The organism is Alkalihalobacillus phoenicis, assembly GCF_047302405.1.
Lineage (GTDB): Bacteria > Bacillota > Bacilli > Bacillales > Bacillaceae_D > Alkalihalobacillus.
In genome coordinates, this window is sequence record NZ_CP154853.1 from 2,023,435 (window position 1) to 2,040,084 (window position 16,650).

The 16,650-nt window shown below is 37.8% G+C and carries 14 protein-coding genes; all 14 read right to left on the bottom strand.

The genetic code is table 11. The features are described 5' to 3' along the window. Nucleotides 1-639: 639 nt before the first annotated feature. A complete protein-coding gene (locus tag AA0017_RS09615) occupies nt 640-1,500 on the bottom strand; it encodes a PHP domain-containing protein (RefSeq protein WP_413381313.1) in 861 nt (286 codons plus the stop codon). A gap of 34 nt (nt 1,501-1,534) precedes the next feature. Next, on the bottom strand, nt 1,535-2,020 hold the full coding sequence (locus AA0017_RS09620) for a DUF4352 domain-containing protein (RefSeq protein WP_413381315.1): 486 nt from the start codon (nt 2,018-2,020) through the stop codon (nt 1,535-1,537). A 98-nt stretch (nt 2,021-2,118) separates the two neighbouring features. After that, complete coding sequence (gene nadE, locus AA0017_RS09625) at nt 2,119-2,949, bottom strand: ammonia-dependent NAD(+) synthetase (protein ID WP_413381317.1); 831 nt, start codon at nt 2,947-2,949, stop codon at nt 2,119-2,121. Nucleotides 2,950-2,974: 25 nt separating this feature from the next. Continuing rightward, nucleotides 2,975-3,286: a hypothetical protein gene (locus tag AA0017_RS09630; RefSeq protein WP_413381319.1), complete on the bottom strand. Its 312-nt coding sequence runs from the start codon at nt 3,284-3,286 to the stop codon at nt 2,975-2,977. 235 nt (nt 3,287-3,521) lie between these two features. Further along, nucleotides 3,522-3,941, bottom strand: coding sequence for an acyl-CoA thioesterase (locus AA0017_RS09635; protein ID WP_413381321.1), 420 nt, complete (start codon nt 3,939-3,941; stop codon nt 3,522-3,524). A gap of 2 nt (nt 3,942-3,943) precedes the next feature. Then, nucleotides 3,944-6,310 carry an AAA family ATPase gene (locus tag AA0017_RS09640; RefSeq protein ID WP_413381323.1) on the bottom strand — a complete coding sequence of 789 codons (2,367 nt, stop codon included), beginning with the start codon at nt 6,308-6,310 and terminating at the stop codon, nt 3,944-3,946. Between the two features lie 84 nt (nt 6,311-6,394). Continuing rightward, on the bottom strand, nt 6,395-6,859 hold the full coding sequence (locus AA0017_RS09645) for a VanZ family protein (protein ID WP_413381325.1): 465 nt from the start codon (nt 6,857-6,859) through the stop codon (nt 6,395-6,397). Nucleotides 6,860-7,031: 172 nt separating this feature from the next. Beyond that, the gene (locus AA0017_RS09650; RefSeq protein WP_003324037.1) at nt 7,032-7,172 is read right to left on the bottom strand and encodes an acid-soluble spore protein N; all 141 of its coding nucleotides are present in this window, start codon (nt 7,170-7,172) and stop codon (nt 7,032-7,034) included. Nucleotides 7,173-7,222: 50 nt separating this feature from the next. Continuing rightward, the gene (locus AA0017_RS09655; protein ID WP_003324038.1) at nt 7,223-7,354 is read right to left on the bottom strand and encodes an FbpB family small basic protein; all 132 of its coding nucleotides are present in this window, start codon (nt 7,352-7,354) and stop codon (nt 7,223-7,225) included. A gap of 59 nt (nt 7,355-7,413) precedes the next feature. Continuing rightward, nucleotides 7,414-8,127 (bottom strand): DUF421 domain-containing protein, encoded by a 714-nt coding sequence (locus AA0017_RS09660; protein WP_413381327.1) that lies wholly within the window; start codon nt 8,125-8,127, stop codon nt 7,414-7,416. Nucleotides 8,128-9,031: 904 nt separating this feature from the next. Further along, nucleotides 9,032-9,193 carry a hypothetical protein gene (locus tag AA0017_RS09665; protein ID WP_413381329.1) on the bottom strand — a complete coding sequence of 54 codons (162 nt, stop codon included), beginning with the start codon at nt 9,191-9,193 and terminating at the stop codon, nt 9,032-9,034. Nucleotides 9,194-9,358: 165 nt separating this feature from the next. Continuing rightward, entirely contained in the window at nt 9,359-12,661 is a 3,303-nt protein-coding gene (locus tag AA0017_RS09670) for an efflux RND transporter permease subunit (RefSeq protein ID WP_413381331.1), read from the bottom strand. Between the two features lie 216 nt (nt 12,662-12,877). Continuing rightward, nucleotides 12,878-13,330 (bottom strand): MarR family winged helix-turn-helix transcriptional regulator, encoded by a 453-nt coding sequence (locus AA0017_RS09675; RefSeq protein ID WP_413381333.1) that lies wholly within the window; start codon nt 13,328-13,330, stop codon nt 12,878-12,880. A gap of 364 nt (nt 13,331-13,694) precedes the next feature. Continuing rightward, complete coding sequence (acnA, locus tag AA0017_RS09680; protein WP_413381335.1) at nt 13,695-16,409, bottom strand: aconitate hydratase AcnA; 2,715 nt, start codon at nt 16,407-16,409, stop codon at nt 13,695-13,697. Nucleotides 16,410-16,650 lie beyond the last annotated feature (241 nt).

Consider the following 16,650-nt stretch of genomic DNA (forward strand, 5'->3'; position numbering starts at 1 on the left):
CTCAAGCGGAAAATGAAACATGATCATTATTAATGCCAATCACCAATAGCGTATGAAGGTAATAATTCAATAAGGATTGTCTCCTTACCTAAGTATTTTTATTGAGGCTTTGATTCCCTTTGTGGCTTTTATTTGCTGGCTTTGGGATTCTTTGAGAGCCTTTGATTCCCTTTGCGGCTTTTATTCAGTGGCTTGGGGATTCTTTGAGAGCCTTTGATTCCCTTTGCGGCTTTTATTTGCTGGCTTTGGGCTTCATTGATGGCCTTTGATTCCCTTTGTGGCTTTTATTCAGTGGCTTTGGGATTCTTTGAGGGCCTTTGGTTCCCTTTGCGGCTTTTATTCAGTGGCTTCGGGATTCTTTGAGAGCCTTTGATTCCCTTTGTGGCTTTTATTTGATGGCTTTAGGATTCATTGAGAGCCTTTGATTCCCTTTGCGGCTTTTATTTGATGGCTTTGGGCTTCATTGATGGCCTTTGATTCCCTTTGCGGCTTTTATTCAATGGCTTTGGAATTCTTTGAGGGCCTTTGGTTCCCTTTGACCTTCCGCAACTGCTCCTTTGGGAATCATTTCCCTCCTTTGAACTCCCCACAACCAGTCCTTTTTTGACTTCATTCACCCAAAAAAGAGAAAAAGCGAGCTTATCGCTTCTTCTCTAACCTTTTGATTAACTGAACAGCATAAGCATTATCAATCCTCGTTTGGCCTAAAGGTTCAATCGTCCTGCCATAATCTTCGTGGTGGAAATCTGAACCACCCGTTATCACTAAAGATTTATTTAACGCTTGTTCGATTTTTGTTTGTATGTCACGATACTTTTGTTGTTCTATTTCTAAATGATCACGATGATAAATTTCAATTCCATCTAATGAATCATTTTTGACCCAATCGATAATCGACTCATCTAATCCATAATGACCTGGATGAGCGACAATCGCTAATCCACCGGTCCGATGAATCCAATCAATCGCTTCTTTTACCGACATTTCTTTTTCTTTACCGACAAAAGCTGGCTTTCCTTCTGCTAAATAAAGGTCAAAAGCTTCGGCAACATCAGAAACAAATCCTCGTTTCACTAAGGCTTTGGCAATATGAGGTCGGCCAATGCTACCACCATCAACAAATTGCAAGACATCATTTTTCTCTAAATCAATGTCACAAGCTTTTAGTTTCGTTAAAATCACCTCAAGCCGTTTCTCCCTTTGTTTTTGTTGCTGAGTAAGCATCGTTAAAAAGTCAACATCATGAACATCAATCCCATAACCGAGAATATGAACCCCTTTTCCCTTAAATTTAGTCGAAAGCTCAATCCCGGGAATAAAGGTCATTCCTAGTTCGGTTGCTGTTTCTTCTGCTTCTTTAATCCCACTCACTGTGTCATGGTCTGTTAAAGCAACATATTGTAAGCCAACATCCTTACATTTTCTCATGAGTTCAGCTGGAGTATAGCCCCCATCTGATGCAGTTGAATGCATATGTAAATCTGCCTGTTGATTGCTCATCTGAATGTATTTATCTCCTCTTGATTCTTTATGATCAGTCTAACTCCAGCGGCCATATGAGTTGTCCTGTTCTCGTATGCTCCGTATAAACAAGCTCATATTCTGAAGAAACGGGTACTTCAAAGGCTATTTCCCCTCGGTTTTTTCGGTCAGAATGAAGTTGTCCACCTAAAATTCCTTTTAACTCTGAATGAGAGGAATGACTATATGCATAACCCTCTCCATCAACCAGCGTAAAGTTTAATAGACTGATGTTTCGAACGTCTTGCCCTTGATTTTTTATCGTAATATCTACGACAACAAGTTGACTATCCCCATTTTCCTGAACAGATTCACTTCGAACGTCATTAACCGAAATTTCTAATGAATGAATTTCCTGTGTGCCAAACTTTACTTCCTCTTGTGATTGTTCATTATTTGGTGAAACTGTTTCAGTCGATGACGATTCTCTATTCAAATAAACCACGACAAGTGCAAGTAAAACACATAAACTTACTAAAAGTACAATTTTCCCCTTCATATCTGGTCCTCTCCTTGAATCATACTACTCGTTGTTAATCTTGTTGATATCAATTATAGATATGATGGATATACAAGCTTCATGCTTTTCTTTTTCTTTTATTTCCACCAGCTATCAGCAATCGTCACTGGCTGCTGTCTTTTATGTTCCGTTTTGAAATATCTTGATTCAATTCTCTCGGCCATTTCAGCTTCAACTTCTTTACCTTCAAGATAATCGTCTAATTGGTCATACGTCATTCCAAGAGCTACTTCGTCTGGAATGCCTGGTTTATCATCTTCCAAGTCAGCAGTTGGTGCTTTTGTATAAAGATGCTCGGGTGCTCCTAACTCTTTTAACAAAGCTTTTCCTTGTCTTTTTGTTAGACCAAATAATGGAGCAATATCACAAGCACCATCACCAAACTTCGTAAAGAAACCAGTAATCGCCTCTGCAGCATGATCGGTCCCAATAACTAAACAACCGAAATGGGCTCCCACATCATATTGAGATTTCATCCGCTCCCTTGCTTTTGTATTTCCTTGATTAAAAAAGGAAAGCGATTCGCCTGTAGCTTCCTGAACCGAACTTACTGCTGCGTCTACGGCTGGTTTAATATTAACCGTAATCGATTTCGTTGGCTCGATAAATGTTAAAGCGTCTTGAGCGTCTTCTTCATCTAATTGGGCCCCATAAGGTAAACGCATCGCAATAAATTGATAATCTTTTTCCTTTTGTTCATTCCGAAGCTCATCGATAGCCATTTGAGCTAATTTTCCACAAAGAGTGGAATCTTGTCCACCTGAAATTCCTAACACATAGCCATTCGCACCACTTTTAACAAGATAATCTTTTAAAAATTCGACTCTTCTTCTGATTTCATGCTCTACATTAATTTCTGGTTGAGCCTCTAACGCAGCGATGATAAGCTCTTGATTTTTTGTTGTCATCATTTTGCCTCCTATTCAAACTCGTTTAAGTGGGGGTCTCTTCAAAAAATCTTTCCATTTGAGACCACTGATTTTCTTTTTTTAATATTTCTATTTGTTTCTCTCCTAAAAGGTCAAAATGAGGATAATCATTTCTAGTATCAATCCAACTCGGTTGCAGCTGATACTTTTTTCCCCATTCGATTAGCTTCCCAAGATTGACACAGCCCACTTTTGTCACGGTATTACATTGTGGAAAGCGCTCGTCATACCAATAATGTGTCATAAAAGCAATTTCGCCTTTATTCACTCGCTCTTTCCAAGCTAATAATTCATACCTTGTAATCCCAAACGCCAACTAAATCCACCTACTTCAAGTCATTTTAGCTAAATAATAGATGTGGATGGAGCTATTTGTTTCACTCTATTCCGCTGTTCTCTCCTCATTATTTTAGCATATAACCTTATTTTACGTGGACATTAATGCTCCGTAAAGTAACTCGATATAACAACCCATACCCTTTATGAAACATTTCTAACAAAAGAACAAGAGGATGAACGATTTCCCTTTATGTTCCCCTATTATTTTTCGTTTACTTCTTTTTAATTTTCTCATAGGCTTCGTGCCAATGAGGTAATGTTTTCCTAATGGAGATCGGTCGGAAGGTGTCCTTTTTCACACAAACATGAACCGAATTTCCAGTCACACACAGTTGACCTGCTTTGTTTTTCACTTCATATCCATACTTCACACGTAGCCCATCATATTCCTCCACCCACGTATGTATTGCCACTTCTTGCCCATAAGTTGTCGGTTGTTTATACGAAACTTGCAAATCAATCACAGGTGATAAAATGCCATCTCTCTCCATTTCCGCATAACTAAACCCTAACTCTTTAATAAATTCCGTACGACCAACTTCAAACCAAACAACATAATTCGAATGATGGACCACCCCCATTTGATCGGTTTCTGCGTAACGTACGGCAATATTTGTAGATACGATTTTCATCATCATTCCTCCTCTTTATCCTTGACTAGTTGTTGTAAGTCGCTCTTAGTTAACGTCATTAAATCATTCACTTCAAATGATTCTTCTTTTACAATTCGTTCTGCTTGTAACTGAATCAACTGCTCGACTGTATTAACGACAAATCGACCGTTGCCTTGATGCCCTGCATCTGGAATAATTTTTTGTAAAAACAGTTCCGCTTCTTTTGTCAACTGATAGCCTAACTTTTTCACCTTTTGGCCCATCATTTTTTGTAATTCAGCTTTTTTATAAGAAGAAAAGACGATATTTTTTGGAAATCTCGAGCGAATTCCTGGATTGCTGTTGATTAAACCTTCCATCTCGTCTTCATAACCTGCTAAAATAACAACTAAATTTTCTTGGTGAGTACTCATTTCTTGTAACAATGTGGCAATTGCCTCCTTGCCAAAATCACCGCGCCCATCAGAAAATAAGGAGTAAGCTTCATCAATAAACAGAACGCCCCCTAAGGCATCACGTATTTTTTCCTTCGTTTTTGCCGCTGTTTGCCCCATATAACCAGCGACTAACTCAGAGCGACTAGCGACCACTAAATGACCTCTTTTTAACACCCCAAGCTCTTTTAAAACTCGAGCATAAATTTGGGCAACGGTCGTTTTACCTGTACCAGAAGCACCAGAAAAAATCGTATTCAGTTGAATCGCATTTGTTGGCAAGTTTTCTTTTCTTCTCAGCTGTTGAACTTTAATAAAGGATGTCAGCTTGTCCAATTCCATTTTCACCTGTTCTAAACCAATCAATGACTTCAATTCTAATTGAGCATTTTGCTCTTGGTCCTTTTCACCTTCCGGAAGAAAGTTCTTTTCTTCTAATAAAACATAGTCAGCGGTCCCAGCTTCTTCACCAGTACTTTTGGCTCCCTTTTCAAAGATCGCATCTAAAATAATATTTTTAACCGTTCTTGCATTGCCAAAAGATTCATCCACCTGTGCACGTTCTATTCGTTCCAGCAAAGCCTTTTTGGCTGGTTCTGATAAAAGAAAATCATTCTCAGATGCGACTTTTTCACCAATTCGTAAAAGCTCTTTACTTGAATAATCCTCGACATGGAAGTGATTTTGCTCCGGAAATCGACTTCTTAATCCTGGATTAGAGCGCAAAAATACATTCATTTCATCCGGATAACCTGCTAAAACAACAGCAAACGTTCCAGCTTTTTTTTCATTAGTCATGGCAGAGACTAGAGTATCAATAACCGTTTGCCCATAATCATTACTAGAGGCACCAGAACGTTTTAAACTATACGCCTCATCAATAAAAAGCACACCACCACTTGCTTTCTCTATCGCTTGTAGTGTTTGCTCTTCGGTTTGACCAACGTAGGCTCCTACTAATTGGGAACGGTCCACTTCATGTACTTCCGAATGTTCAAGTAACCCTAGTTCATAATAGATTTTGGCCATTAACCGTGCAAGTGTCGTTTTTCCCGTGCCTGGGTTCCCTGTAAAAATCATATGTAAGCTAAGTTCATCTTTTGCGGAAAATCCTAATTCAGTTCTTCTTTTTTGATATTGCAAATATTGATAAAGCTTTTCAATTCTTTCTTTAATTGGTTCAAGACCAATCATTTTATCAAGCTGGCTTAAGGCAGAAACCTCATGATCAGTTGACGTAAGTTGCTCCATTTGCTTATTCCATTGTTCGGCAACCTTTTGAATGTTCTCTGTCGCCTCTTTGATTTGCCTTAATTGTTCGGCTGAGTAATAAATACCCGAAATCGATTTCGCATATTCCTTAGTTGCTTTTAAAATCAATAAAAAGGGCTCCTCCATTTGTTTATATAAAGAGCGTAATTGTAAAATCAATGAATAACGAGGAACGTCTTCTAAATGAGTTGAACTTTGCTCTAACTCTTGGCACGCTTTTTCGATTCTTTCAAGATTCTCAAAATAAGCTTCAGCAAACTGATAATATTGCTCAGCTCTTTCCTTTTTAGCCGAATGATGATCGGTTTCTCTTATGGTCGGAAAAGCTGTCGGAATGTCAATCTCACTATAAGACTGTAATACAAATTCCACTTGCCATTTTTTCACCTCTAGATTGGTCGGGTCAAACAATAATGCTTGTTCAAGCCATTTATACATCAGCCCGTCATATTGGCCTATTCGCTCATACCTTTTTTCGATTAACAACGTATATAGACAAGTTTTTAATTTCCCCTTTTTTGATTGTCCATTTTCTAATGTTTCGTCCTCTTTATCTTCCATTCGCTCCAATTGCTTTAACAAAGCTAAAGCCTTCGCTTCTGAAAAAGGGTGAGAGGATTTTTTTATTTCTATTAACCATTCATCAATTTCTTCTAGCGACCATTTGTGTTCGATCAACATACTCACCACTTTCTATTTACAGTCCAATTTTAACAAACTTTAAAAACAAACGCACTTTTAAAAAGCTTAACCGTGGGTGTGCAATCAGCGTTTTTTCACTTGAAAGAAAATAATTCTCCTATTCATCAAGCGCTGACATTGATACATCCCAAAACCAATGCTTGCCCCTAATGTATTTAAAATCAAATCATCGACATCCGCCACACGATACAAAAACGTGAATTGAAGTAATTCAATCGTCATTGAAGTTAAAAAACCATATAAAGTGATAAGAATAAACCGCTTTTTTGCTTTAAGTAATTGTGGTAATAAATATCCAAGTGGTATAAATAAAATGATATTTCCGATTAAAATTTTGAATGGATCGATGATTGAATCACTGAAAATACTTATCCGATAAATGCTTCGTAAAGGAATTAAGTTGTAATTCCGGCCACCAGGACCTGCTTCTCCTAAAGAAGCTCCATAATTCCATGCAAATAACGTTAAATAAATCAAAGCGATGATATATATATAAAATAGGACTCTCACTCCAGAAATTGACCTCATACTAATTAAACCCCCAAATAAAATGAATTCGTTATTAGTTAACAGTATTCAAGGGGTTGTCTATTTATTTCTAACGAATCAACAATTCAATTCCTCTAAAAAAAGACGAAAAGAAGGGCTGAACCCTCAAAGGTCATTTTCATGACTTTGGGACAGCCCTCTTTTTTTCTTATTACCCTTTAGGCGGAATATAATCTGGTTGCTCATTTCCTTTATTGTTCATTTTTTTGCCTTTATTTGAATCACTTTTACGTGGTTGTGTTCCTAAATGATTCGGTCGAAATTTATCAAAGGCATGTTGCGATTTAGCCATTTAATCCCCTCCTACTTTATAGGGTGGATTTTTTTGAATGATTTATGCCTTTAGGACTTTGTTGATAAATGGCGCTTCTCCCATCGTTCTTCTAATTGTTCCATCCGTTGTTCATCATTTAAAATCTCTTCTTTATTTTCTCGAACTAATTCTTCAAATGATAATTTTCTGACTTTTCTCATAATAAAACCCCTTTCTTTAATTTATAGTTTACCTACATATAAGAGGTTCTATACTTCCCTCATTTCTTTTTTTGTTTAGGACTGATATACACGTCTCCTTTTTCATTCATACTCATCACAAAAATATCTCTTACATTTGCATACCCTTTTTTCTGTATGAGCTTTCTTACTTTATTCATTCCCCCTACCTTATTAGCATTTTTCTCAACCACTTTCCCATCTTGAATGAGTATGGTTGAATAACCAGATGACTTAGGCGATTTATTTTTGTCTTTTAAAGTAATTGGATTATATTTATCTTTTTTGATTACACTGATTTGACCATTCATTTCAAGTACGGCATAATCAACTTCTGCTAAGTTACTTGCATTTTTTAACCGTAAATCCATCATCAGTTGTTCTAATGTAATCCGTGTCTTTTTTAATTGCTCATTTAAAATGATACCATGACGAATAATAATAATCGGTTCATCCTCAATGACTCTTCTAAATTTAGGGGTTTTAAGGGCAATTAAGGATAACGCAAAATGAATAAACGCGATAACGGCGGCCGCTGTCATCGGACCTTTTAACGGTAATTCGCCATCGGTTAAAGGAGCCCCGAGAATATCCCCAATGACAACTCCAAAAATAAAATCTAGAGGATCAATTGAACTCATTGAACGCTGCCCCAATACCTTTACTAATAAAAAAATGTAAAGATAAACGATCACACCTCGAATAAAAAATCCGTATATAGGTAGGGTTTCAGCACCTGTCCAAAACTCAAACATCTCGTCCCACCCTCTTTCTAAACGATTTCGTTTATCACTCTGTACGATTTACTCTCTCAACTTTCGCAGCGTATAATTGACCTTTAACCGTTGATAAAGATTAACTTTAGGGCGATACAATACTCAAATTGACTTTACATGAACGGTTCAATCGTTGACAGTCTGAACACATCTCTTCGTAGGCTGTTGAAGGAAACTGTGCATTAAAATTAAGAGCTCCGGCTGTCGCTCCCAAAACCATACTCCGCGTCCTGCGGGAACCTTGCGAGCCTCCTCGGCACACCTGCGGGGTCTCGCTCCACGGTTTATTCCCGCGGGAGTCTCCGTATGGTTTTGTCCGCTAAGTGTAGGGGAGATGCTTGATGATAGGGCCATTCTCAATCAGCTATTTCTAACGCAGAAGAACCTTCTTTTTCACTTTGTTGGTTATGGAACTAAATAGGTAGTTACCACCTATTTTTTCCTAAGTCTGTAGTCATCAAAATACAGGATAAACAAGCTCGATCATCTAGCTAATGTACAGAGCATCCACACTGATTTGTTTACAACTGTAACGGAATGAGTCATGGAAGGAGAAAAATCATTCTCAAGCTACTGTACGTTGAAGTAATGACTGTTTTTTTGTTCAATGAGAAAACTGAACCTAGATTCGATTCCATTATCTAGCGGACAAACAGACACGGAGACTCCCGCAGGAATAAACCGTCCAATGAGACCCCGCAAGTGTGCTGAGGAGGCTCATGAGGTTCCTGCAGGACGCGGAGTGTCTGTTTGGGAGCGACCGCCGGAGGGCATTGTACATTGTATATTTTTTCTTGATGCGCAGTTTATCCGTTTGGTGTGATAGTATGTTCTCGCTTTTCAAACGTGTCGTTGAACGGATTTTCTTGATGCGAAAGTTGAGTTACTCACTTTTATCTTCTTTAAAACCTTTCTCGCTCATTTTCGCGACTTCAATTTCAGCAAATGAACCTGAATGAAAATCTTCTTTTGGAAAAGAGGTTTGCGAATTTATTTTTGTTCGTTTTGTTTGACTGTCTTTTTTTGCTCTTTTTTGAGAGACCATAATGGACCAGCTCCTTTAATTGATATCGCTCGTTAGTTTAACCGTTCCTCCCTTTTTTATGAAGATCCCCGCCATAAAAAACGAAAATAAAGAAGTAGATGAAAAAGCACTACGCCTTCCATCTACTTCTTTTTAACCTTTTATATTGTCTCGATTTTGACCGTTTTAATCTTTCTTTTTCGAAGAGTCAACAATTCGTTCTAACAATTCTAGAATCTCTTCTTTCGAAATATCTGTTTTCTCTTCACTTTTGTTGTGGGATTCAGAGTTTTCTTCTTTTTCGTTCTCATCGTCCTTTTTGTCTTTTTTTACTTCTTCTGCTATTGTCTCTTCTGTTTCAGTTGGTAAGACGATAGAATGTTGTCTTGTTTCACGAGGGAGTTCTTTAAGTTCCTCTACTTCAACATATTCACCTTCCACTGTGACATATCGTTTTTTCTTTTTACGCATTTCACTATCTAACAGACTGTAAACAACTGGTATTACAAATAAGGATAGGAATGTACTACTGATCAAACCTCCAATGACAACAAGTGCCATCGGTTGTTGCATTTCAGCCCCTTCTCCAATACCAAGCGCTAGAGGAACCATTCCTAAAATCGCCGTTAAAGAAGTTAAGACAATCGGACGAGTACGATCTTGAACCCCTTTTACTAACGCATCATAGGAAGCCATTCCCCGTGCTTTTAACTGGTTCACATAATCAACTAATACGATCGCGTTATTCACGACAATTCCAATTAAGACCATCCCCCCTATAAAGACCGTAATGCCAATTGGTGTTTGCGTAATCGTTAAAATAAAAGCAACCCCAATGACAACAAGTGGCACAGTAAACATAATAATAAATGGCGCTTTAAAAGATTCAAATTGGGCCGCCATTACTAGGTAAATGAAAATAATCCCAAGTACAAGAGCCAGTATCATACTGCCAATTGAATCATCCAATAATTCACGTTCTCCACCATAAAATAAACTTGTTGTATCACCAAAGTCTAAATCATCAACGATCGTGTTAATTTCATTCGTAATCGCATTTAACGTCGTGTCTGTTGTATAGAAAACCGTAAATTCAACCGCTTCCTCTTGTTCAAGACGATTAATGGTGGCCGTGCTTTCTCCTTCAACAATTTCGGCGACATCACTTAAGGCAATAAATTCATTCGCTGAATTCCTAATTTGGATATTTTCTAAGGCATCAATATCCTCAATAAAATCGGGATGTAGTGAAACGACAATGTCATAAATATCATGGTCTTCTGTTTGTATACTAGAAGCTGTTTGACCTGTCGTGAGTCTATTAATTTCGTTTGCGATTTGAGCTGGAGCAAGGCCATTCTCACGAGCTGCTTCCGGATCAACTTCAATCGCAATTTCTGGAACAAGTTCCTCAATGCTTATTTCAACAGTCCGAACCATATTTAAATCTTCTAACTCTAGTTGTAACTCCTCAGCGTGGTCATAGAGACGGTCTGGATTTGCATCACTAATCGTAAAGGTAATCGTATTAGCATCTGCACCAAGTGCTGTTAAGGTTGAAGCAGAAATATCAGCGTCACTATCGGCACGAGTTAAATCCCTCTCTATCGATTCTATAAATTCACTTGTACTTACCGATCTTTGGTCAAGAGCAACCATCGATACTTGGATTTGAGCCTGGTGACTGCTTCCACCACCCATACTTTCTGCTGTTGATCCAGTTGTACTGACGTAATTAGCCACTTCATTATGGTCATTCAAAATCTCTTCAACGGACTCAACAGCTTCTTGAGTACGCGCTAAGGAAGTTCCATTTTCCATTTCAATATCAATTGTAAAGGAGCCTTGATCACTGTCTGGTAAAAATTCGACTCCAACCGTTGTTAAACCAAGACCACCAACAACAAGAGAGATAGCGGTAATCATTAACACTGTTATACGGTGATTAAGCACCCACTCAGCTGCCGATTTCAACATTTGCATCGATTTGGACTGGATTCGTTTTTCTTCTAAGTTTTCAGTAGGGGTTTTTAACCATCTACTAGCAATCATCGGAATAACAGTAACAGCTACAATTAAGGAAGCAATTAAACTAAAAGATACCGTTAAGGCAAATTCAGCAAATAAATTCCCTATTAATCCGCTTATAAAAACGATTGGCAAGAAAACGGATATTGTCGTTAATGTAGAAGCGGTAATCGCTGCGGCAACCTCTTTTGTTCCATCAAGTGCTGCTAGTTTTGGATCCTTTCTCATCGATAAATGTCGATATATATTTTCGATAACGACGATCGCATTATCAATTAACATCCCTATTCCTAGAGCTAAGCCACCGAGACTCATTAAGTTAAGACCGATGTTAGTAAAATACATAAACGCAAAAGTTGTAATAACGGAAAATGGTATCGCAATCCCAATAATTAATGGTGTCCTCATATTTCTTAAAAAGAAAAATAGAACGAGCATCGCCAAGATTCCACCAAAGATTAGGGCATTTGTCACACTATTAATCGATAAGTTGATAAATTCCCCTTCATCATATAAAGAGACTACTTCTAAATCCTCATATTTTGATTCATTCAGCATTTCAGATAAACGATCATTTACTGCATTTGAAACGGCGACTGTATTTGCTTCGGATTCCTTCATGACCGTAAACTGAATCGCTTCTTCTTGATCAGCACGTGTAATCACTTGACGATCCTTTGCACCAATTTCAACAGAGGCAATATCAGTAAGCTGAATTTCTTCTCCTGTTTGAGGATTCACACTTACGACTAATTGTTCAATGTCTTCCACACTTGTTAATTCACTAATGACACGAGTTGTTAAATTAAGCTCATCGGTTATCACCGTTCCACCAGGCATCGCGACATTATGAGCTTGAATAATACCCACTACATCCTCTTGAGTCAAACCTGTAGCGACAAGTTCATCTTGATCTAAGTACACTTGAACTTCTTCAATAATCGAGCCAGATTCATTGACGCTTGCAACACCTGGGATTTTTGTCACTTCGCTTTGCAAATCAAAAACAATATCTTGGAATTCCGCGACGGGTTCATTTGAGGTTATCGCCAATTGTAAAGTTGGCATCATTGATGGATCAAATTTTAAAAAGCTCGGTTCATTTGCCCCATCAGGAAGAGGGATTTGACGAATCGTATTAATAATATCTAACTCAACGTCATCAATTGATGCGGACCAATCAAATTCTAATAAAATTAACGCCGTTCCTTCAGACGTTTGGGAGGTCATTCTTTTTAAACCAGAAGTGGTGGACAGCTGGCTTTCTAGAGGTACAGTTACTCTATCCAATACTTCTTCAGGACTTGCCCCATTATAGCTTGTTACAACCGCAGCAATGGGCGGGTTAATATTTGGGAACAATTGTAATGGTAAATTAGTTAACGATACAAATCCAAATATTAAAAAGAAAAGCATCGCGACGATCGTAAATTTCGGTCGCCTTATTGAAAAATTTGTCATACTAAGCTCCTACTCCTTTTCTATAACTTATTTCCTTTTTTACAGTTAAGTTTCTTAACAGTTAAATTACTTAATTAAATCCCATGTTAAATTTGTTATTCTCATATGTCAATGAATATGCCGATTTAAATGGCTGTTCCCTTAACTTCACAAATTCATGTAACAAATCCGCCACATTCTTCATAAAAAAATAGTCTTTGGTAATTTATCCCTAGTTTATTTTGTTCTTTTCGCTTCTTCCCTTACAATTTTTTCAAACATCTCTACTGTTTTAGATACTTGCTTTAAATCATCCATTGGGATTTTTGTAAAATATTCTTTTAAAACTTTTTGTTCAAACTTATCTAATTCTTCCTTAATCTTTTTCCCCTTTTCTCCCAGTTCTAATTGTACTTCACGGCGATTCTCTTTTTTGATTGTACGAATGAGCAAATCATCTTCCTCAAGCTTATTTACTAATTGTGTGATTGCACTTTTACTCACTTCTAAATAGTCAGCCATTTCTTTTAAAGTAATCTTTGGATTTCTTAAATATAAAAATAAGATAGCTTCTTGTTTTTTAGTAAGTTGGACTTGACTTAAGTGGCCGATTTGCGGCAAGACATATTTTCCAATACTATGTATGGCTGTTTCTATTTTTAATAATATTTCTCGATATTCTTCCATCATGTTCGTTACCCCATTCCCTAAAAATTACTCCTTATGAAACGAAACACTTTAATTTAGTTAATCAAACAACGAAAAAAATAGCAAATTATATGTTATTTTGGTTATGCTGCATGCCTGCAGCAATCACGGGAGATCGGGAGTCTGCTCGTTAAAATATAGAGTTACATTAGTCAGCTTACTCCGCCAGCTCCATACCCTACGCGTTCCGCGGATGAATCGGAAGTCTCCGGGTATTGCGCTGGCTCCGTTTTGGTTATGGAAAAAGCATTCAAATTGAAAAAAGCCATGGAAGATTGGCTCTTCTCATGACTTTTTACTTTAAAAGGGCTTTTTTGACTGACCCTCTTTTATTATTTTAACTTGATTAAGCTAACTTTTGGCGTAATACCATTTGAAGGATTCCGCCGTGTTTGTAGTAATCTACATCGACTTCACTATCAAATCGTACTAATGCTTCAAATTCTGTTTTGTTTCCAGCTTCATCAACTGCAATAACTGTAACATGTTGACGAGGTTTTACATCTGTTGGTAATTGAACTTCAATTGTCTCTTTACCAGTTAAACCTAAGCTTTCAGCACTTTCTCCATCTTTGAATTGAAGAGGAAGAACTCCCATTAACACGAGGTTACTACGGTGAATACGCTCATAGCTTTCCGCGATAACCGTTTTAATTCCTAAAAGGTTTGTCCCTTTAGCTGCCCAGTCACGTGAACTTCCCATTCCATAATCCTTACCAGCAAGAATCGTTAAGCCTGTATCAGACTCTTTGTATTTCATTGCCGCATCATAGATAGACATCACTTCGCCTGTTGGCCAGAAAGTTGTATATCCACCTTCTGTACCTGGAGCAATTTGATTACGGATACGAATATTTGCAAACGTACCACGCATCATCACTTCATGGTGCCCACGACGAGAACCGTATGAGTTAAAGTCCGTTTGCTCAACACCTTTAGATAATAGATATTTCCCTGCAGGTGTATCTTTACCGATCGCACCAGCTGGAGAAATATGGTCCGTTGTGACCGTATCACCAAATTTACCGATGACACGCAAACCAGTTAATGGTTTGATTTCTTCAGGCTCTTTTGAAAGACCTTCAAAGAACGGTGGGTTGGCAATATAAGTAGAATCATCATCCCATTTGTAAAGTGAATCATCTGTTGTATCAATTTCGTTCCAACGCTCGTTGCTGCTAAATACATCCTCATATTCACGACGGAATAATTCAGGTGTAACCGTTTCTTTCACAACTTTTCTAATTTCTTCAGCCGTTGGCCAGATGTCACTAAAGTAGACAGACTTTCCATCTTTACTAGTACCAATTGGGTCGTTTCTCAAGTCAATATCAACTGTACCCGCTAATGAATAAGCTACGACTAATGGTGGTGAAGCTAAATAATTGGCTTTCACTAGTGGATGAATACGCCCTTCAAAGTTACGGTTACCTGAAAGAACAGATGTAACAGTTAAGTCACTATCAGCGATCGCTGCTTCGATTTCATCTTCTAATGGACCAGAGTTCCCAATACATGTTGTACAGCCATAACCAACGATGTTATAACCTAATTTTTCCATATAAGGAAGTAAACCGGAATCCGTTAAATAACCAGTAACAACTTTTGAACCAGGAGCTAAGGATGTTTTGACATACTCAGGCACTTCTAGACCAAATTCAACCGCTTTTTTCGCTACTAAACCAGCACCGATTAAAACGTAAGGGTTAGAAGTATTTGTACAGCTCGTAATCGCTGCAATAGCAATTGAACCTGTTTTCATTGTCGTTTCACGACCGTCGTTAAACTTCACTTCAACTTCTTTGTTAAATTCATCTTCTGTTAACCCTAAACCTTGTGTTCCTTGTGGAGCGACAACGGCATTACGGAAAGAAGATTGCATATCAGAAAGTGGAACTAAATCTTGAGGACGTTTAGGACCTGAAAGATTCGCTTCAATTTCTGATAACTCAATTTCCACAACATCTGTATAAGTTGGGTCAGGAGTTTCACCAGGTACGTAGAATAGACCGTTCTCTTTGCTATACTGTTCAACTAAGGCAATTTGCTCTTCAGAACGCCCTGTTAAACGAAGATAGTTAAGAGACTCCGCATCTACTGGGAAAAATCCACAGGTTGCCCCGTACTCTGGTGCCATGTTTGAGATCGTTGCACGATCGGCAAGTGGCATAAATTCAAGTCCAGGACCGAAGAATTCAACAAATTTACCAACCACTTTTTTCTCACGTAGAACTTGTGTTACTTTAAGGGCTACGTCTGTAGCAGTTGTGCCACTTGGAAGTTCTCCAGTAAATTTAACCCCGATTACTTCAGGAACTGGGAAGTATGAAGGTTGTCCTAGCATTCCTGCTTCTGCTTCAATTCCCCCAACACCCCATCCAAGAACACCGATACCATTAATCATCGTTGTATGTGAATCGGTACCAACTAATGTATCTGGGAATGTGATCGTGTCACCGTCTTTTTCAACAGCGTGCACAACATTTGCTAAATACTCTAAGTTAACTTGGTGAACGATACCAGTTGCTGGTGGTACAGCACGATAGTTATCAAATGCCTTTTTCGCCCAGCTAAGGAACTCATAACGCTCTGCATTACGTTTAAATTCTAAATTCATATTATAAATTAAAGAATCACTTGTACCTGCTTTATCAACTTGTACAGAGTGGTCGATGACTAAATCAACCGGAATTTCTGGATTGATTTGGCTTGCATCTCCACCTAAATCAGCCATTGCTTTACGAAGTGCTGCTAAGTCCACGACTGTTGGCACACCTGTAAAGTCTTGTAGAATAACACGAGATGGTTTAAACGGAACGGAAATATCTTCATTTTGACCGTCTGTTCCCCATTTCGCTAAGTTTTCAACATGCTCTTTTTTAATAAAATAATCATCATATTGACGAAGCACAGATTCCAAAAGCACCTTAATGGAATAAGGTAATTTAGATACTTCACCGATCCCCGCTTGCTCTAAAGCGTCTAAGGAATAATACTTGTACGACTTGTCACCAACACTAAATGTTTTCTGTGACTGATAAACATCTAAATTTTTTGACATATGTATTCCCTCCTCCAAATCAATAATACCGCATACAATTAAATTTGTCTAAATTTCGAACGTATATAAAAAAATCTATACAGCCCAAAAGAAAACGCTTTAATTGCTTTTCAAACGATATCCCTTCTATAGAATAGCAAAACTTAATAAAAGAATAAATAAAATTTTTCAAATTTGAATAAATCTTTTAAGGATAAAAATATAAGAATACTCTGTTTTTTAGACCGAGGAATTATTTGCT

Bases quoted from the DNA above. Each gene is read 5' to 3' on its own strand.
- AA0017_RS09615 (WP_413381313.1), bottom strand. From the start codon at position 1,500: ATGAGCAATCAACAGGCAGATTTACATATGCATTCAACTGCATCAGAT.
- AA0017_RS09620 (WP_413381315.1), bottom strand. From the start codon at position 2,020: ATGAAGGGGAAAATTGTACTTTTAGTAAGTTTATGTGTTTTACTTGCA.
- nadE (WP_413381317.1), bottom strand. From the start codon at position 2,949: ATGACAACAAAAAATCAAGAGCTTATCATCGCTGCGTTAGAGGCTCAA.
- AA0017_RS09635 (WP_413381321.1), bottom strand. From the start codon at position 3,941: ATGAAAATCGTATCTACAAATATTGCCGTACGTTACGCAGAAACCGAT.
- AA0017_RS09640 (WP_413381323.1), bottom strand. From the start codon at position 6,310: ATGTTGATCGAACACAAATGGTCGCTAGAAGAAATTGATGAATGGTTA.
- AA0017_RS09645 (WP_413381325.1), bottom strand. From the start codon at position 6,859: ATGAGGTCAATTTCTGGAGTGAGAGTCCTATTTTATATATATATCATC.
- AA0017_RS09650 (WP_003324037.1), bottom strand. From the start codon at position 7,172: ATGGCTAAATCGCAACATGCCTTTGATAAATTTCGACCGAATCATTTA.
- AA0017_RS09655 (WP_003324038.1), bottom strand. From the start codon at position 7,354: ATGAGAAAAGTCAGAAAATTATCATTTGAAGAATTAGTTCGAGAAAAT.
- AA0017_RS09660 (WP_413381327.1), bottom strand. From the start codon at position 8,127: ATGTTTGAGTTTTGGACAGGTGCTGAAACCCTACCTATATACGGATTT.
- AA0017_RS09665 (WP_413381329.1), bottom strand. From the start codon at position 9,193: ATGGTCTCTCAAAAAAGAGCAAAAAAAGACAGTCAAACAAAACGAACA.
- AA0017_RS09670 (WP_413381331.1), bottom strand. From the start codon at position 12,661: ATGACAAATTTTTCAATAAGGCGACCGAAATTTACGATCGTCGCGATG.
- AA0017_RS09675 (WP_413381333.1), bottom strand. From the start codon at position 13,330: ATGATGGAAGAATATCGAGAAATATTATTAAAAATAGAAACAGCCATA.
- acnA (WP_413381335.1), bottom strand. From the start codon at position 16,409: ATGTCAAAAAATTTAGATGTTTATCAGTCACAGAAAACATTTAGTGTT.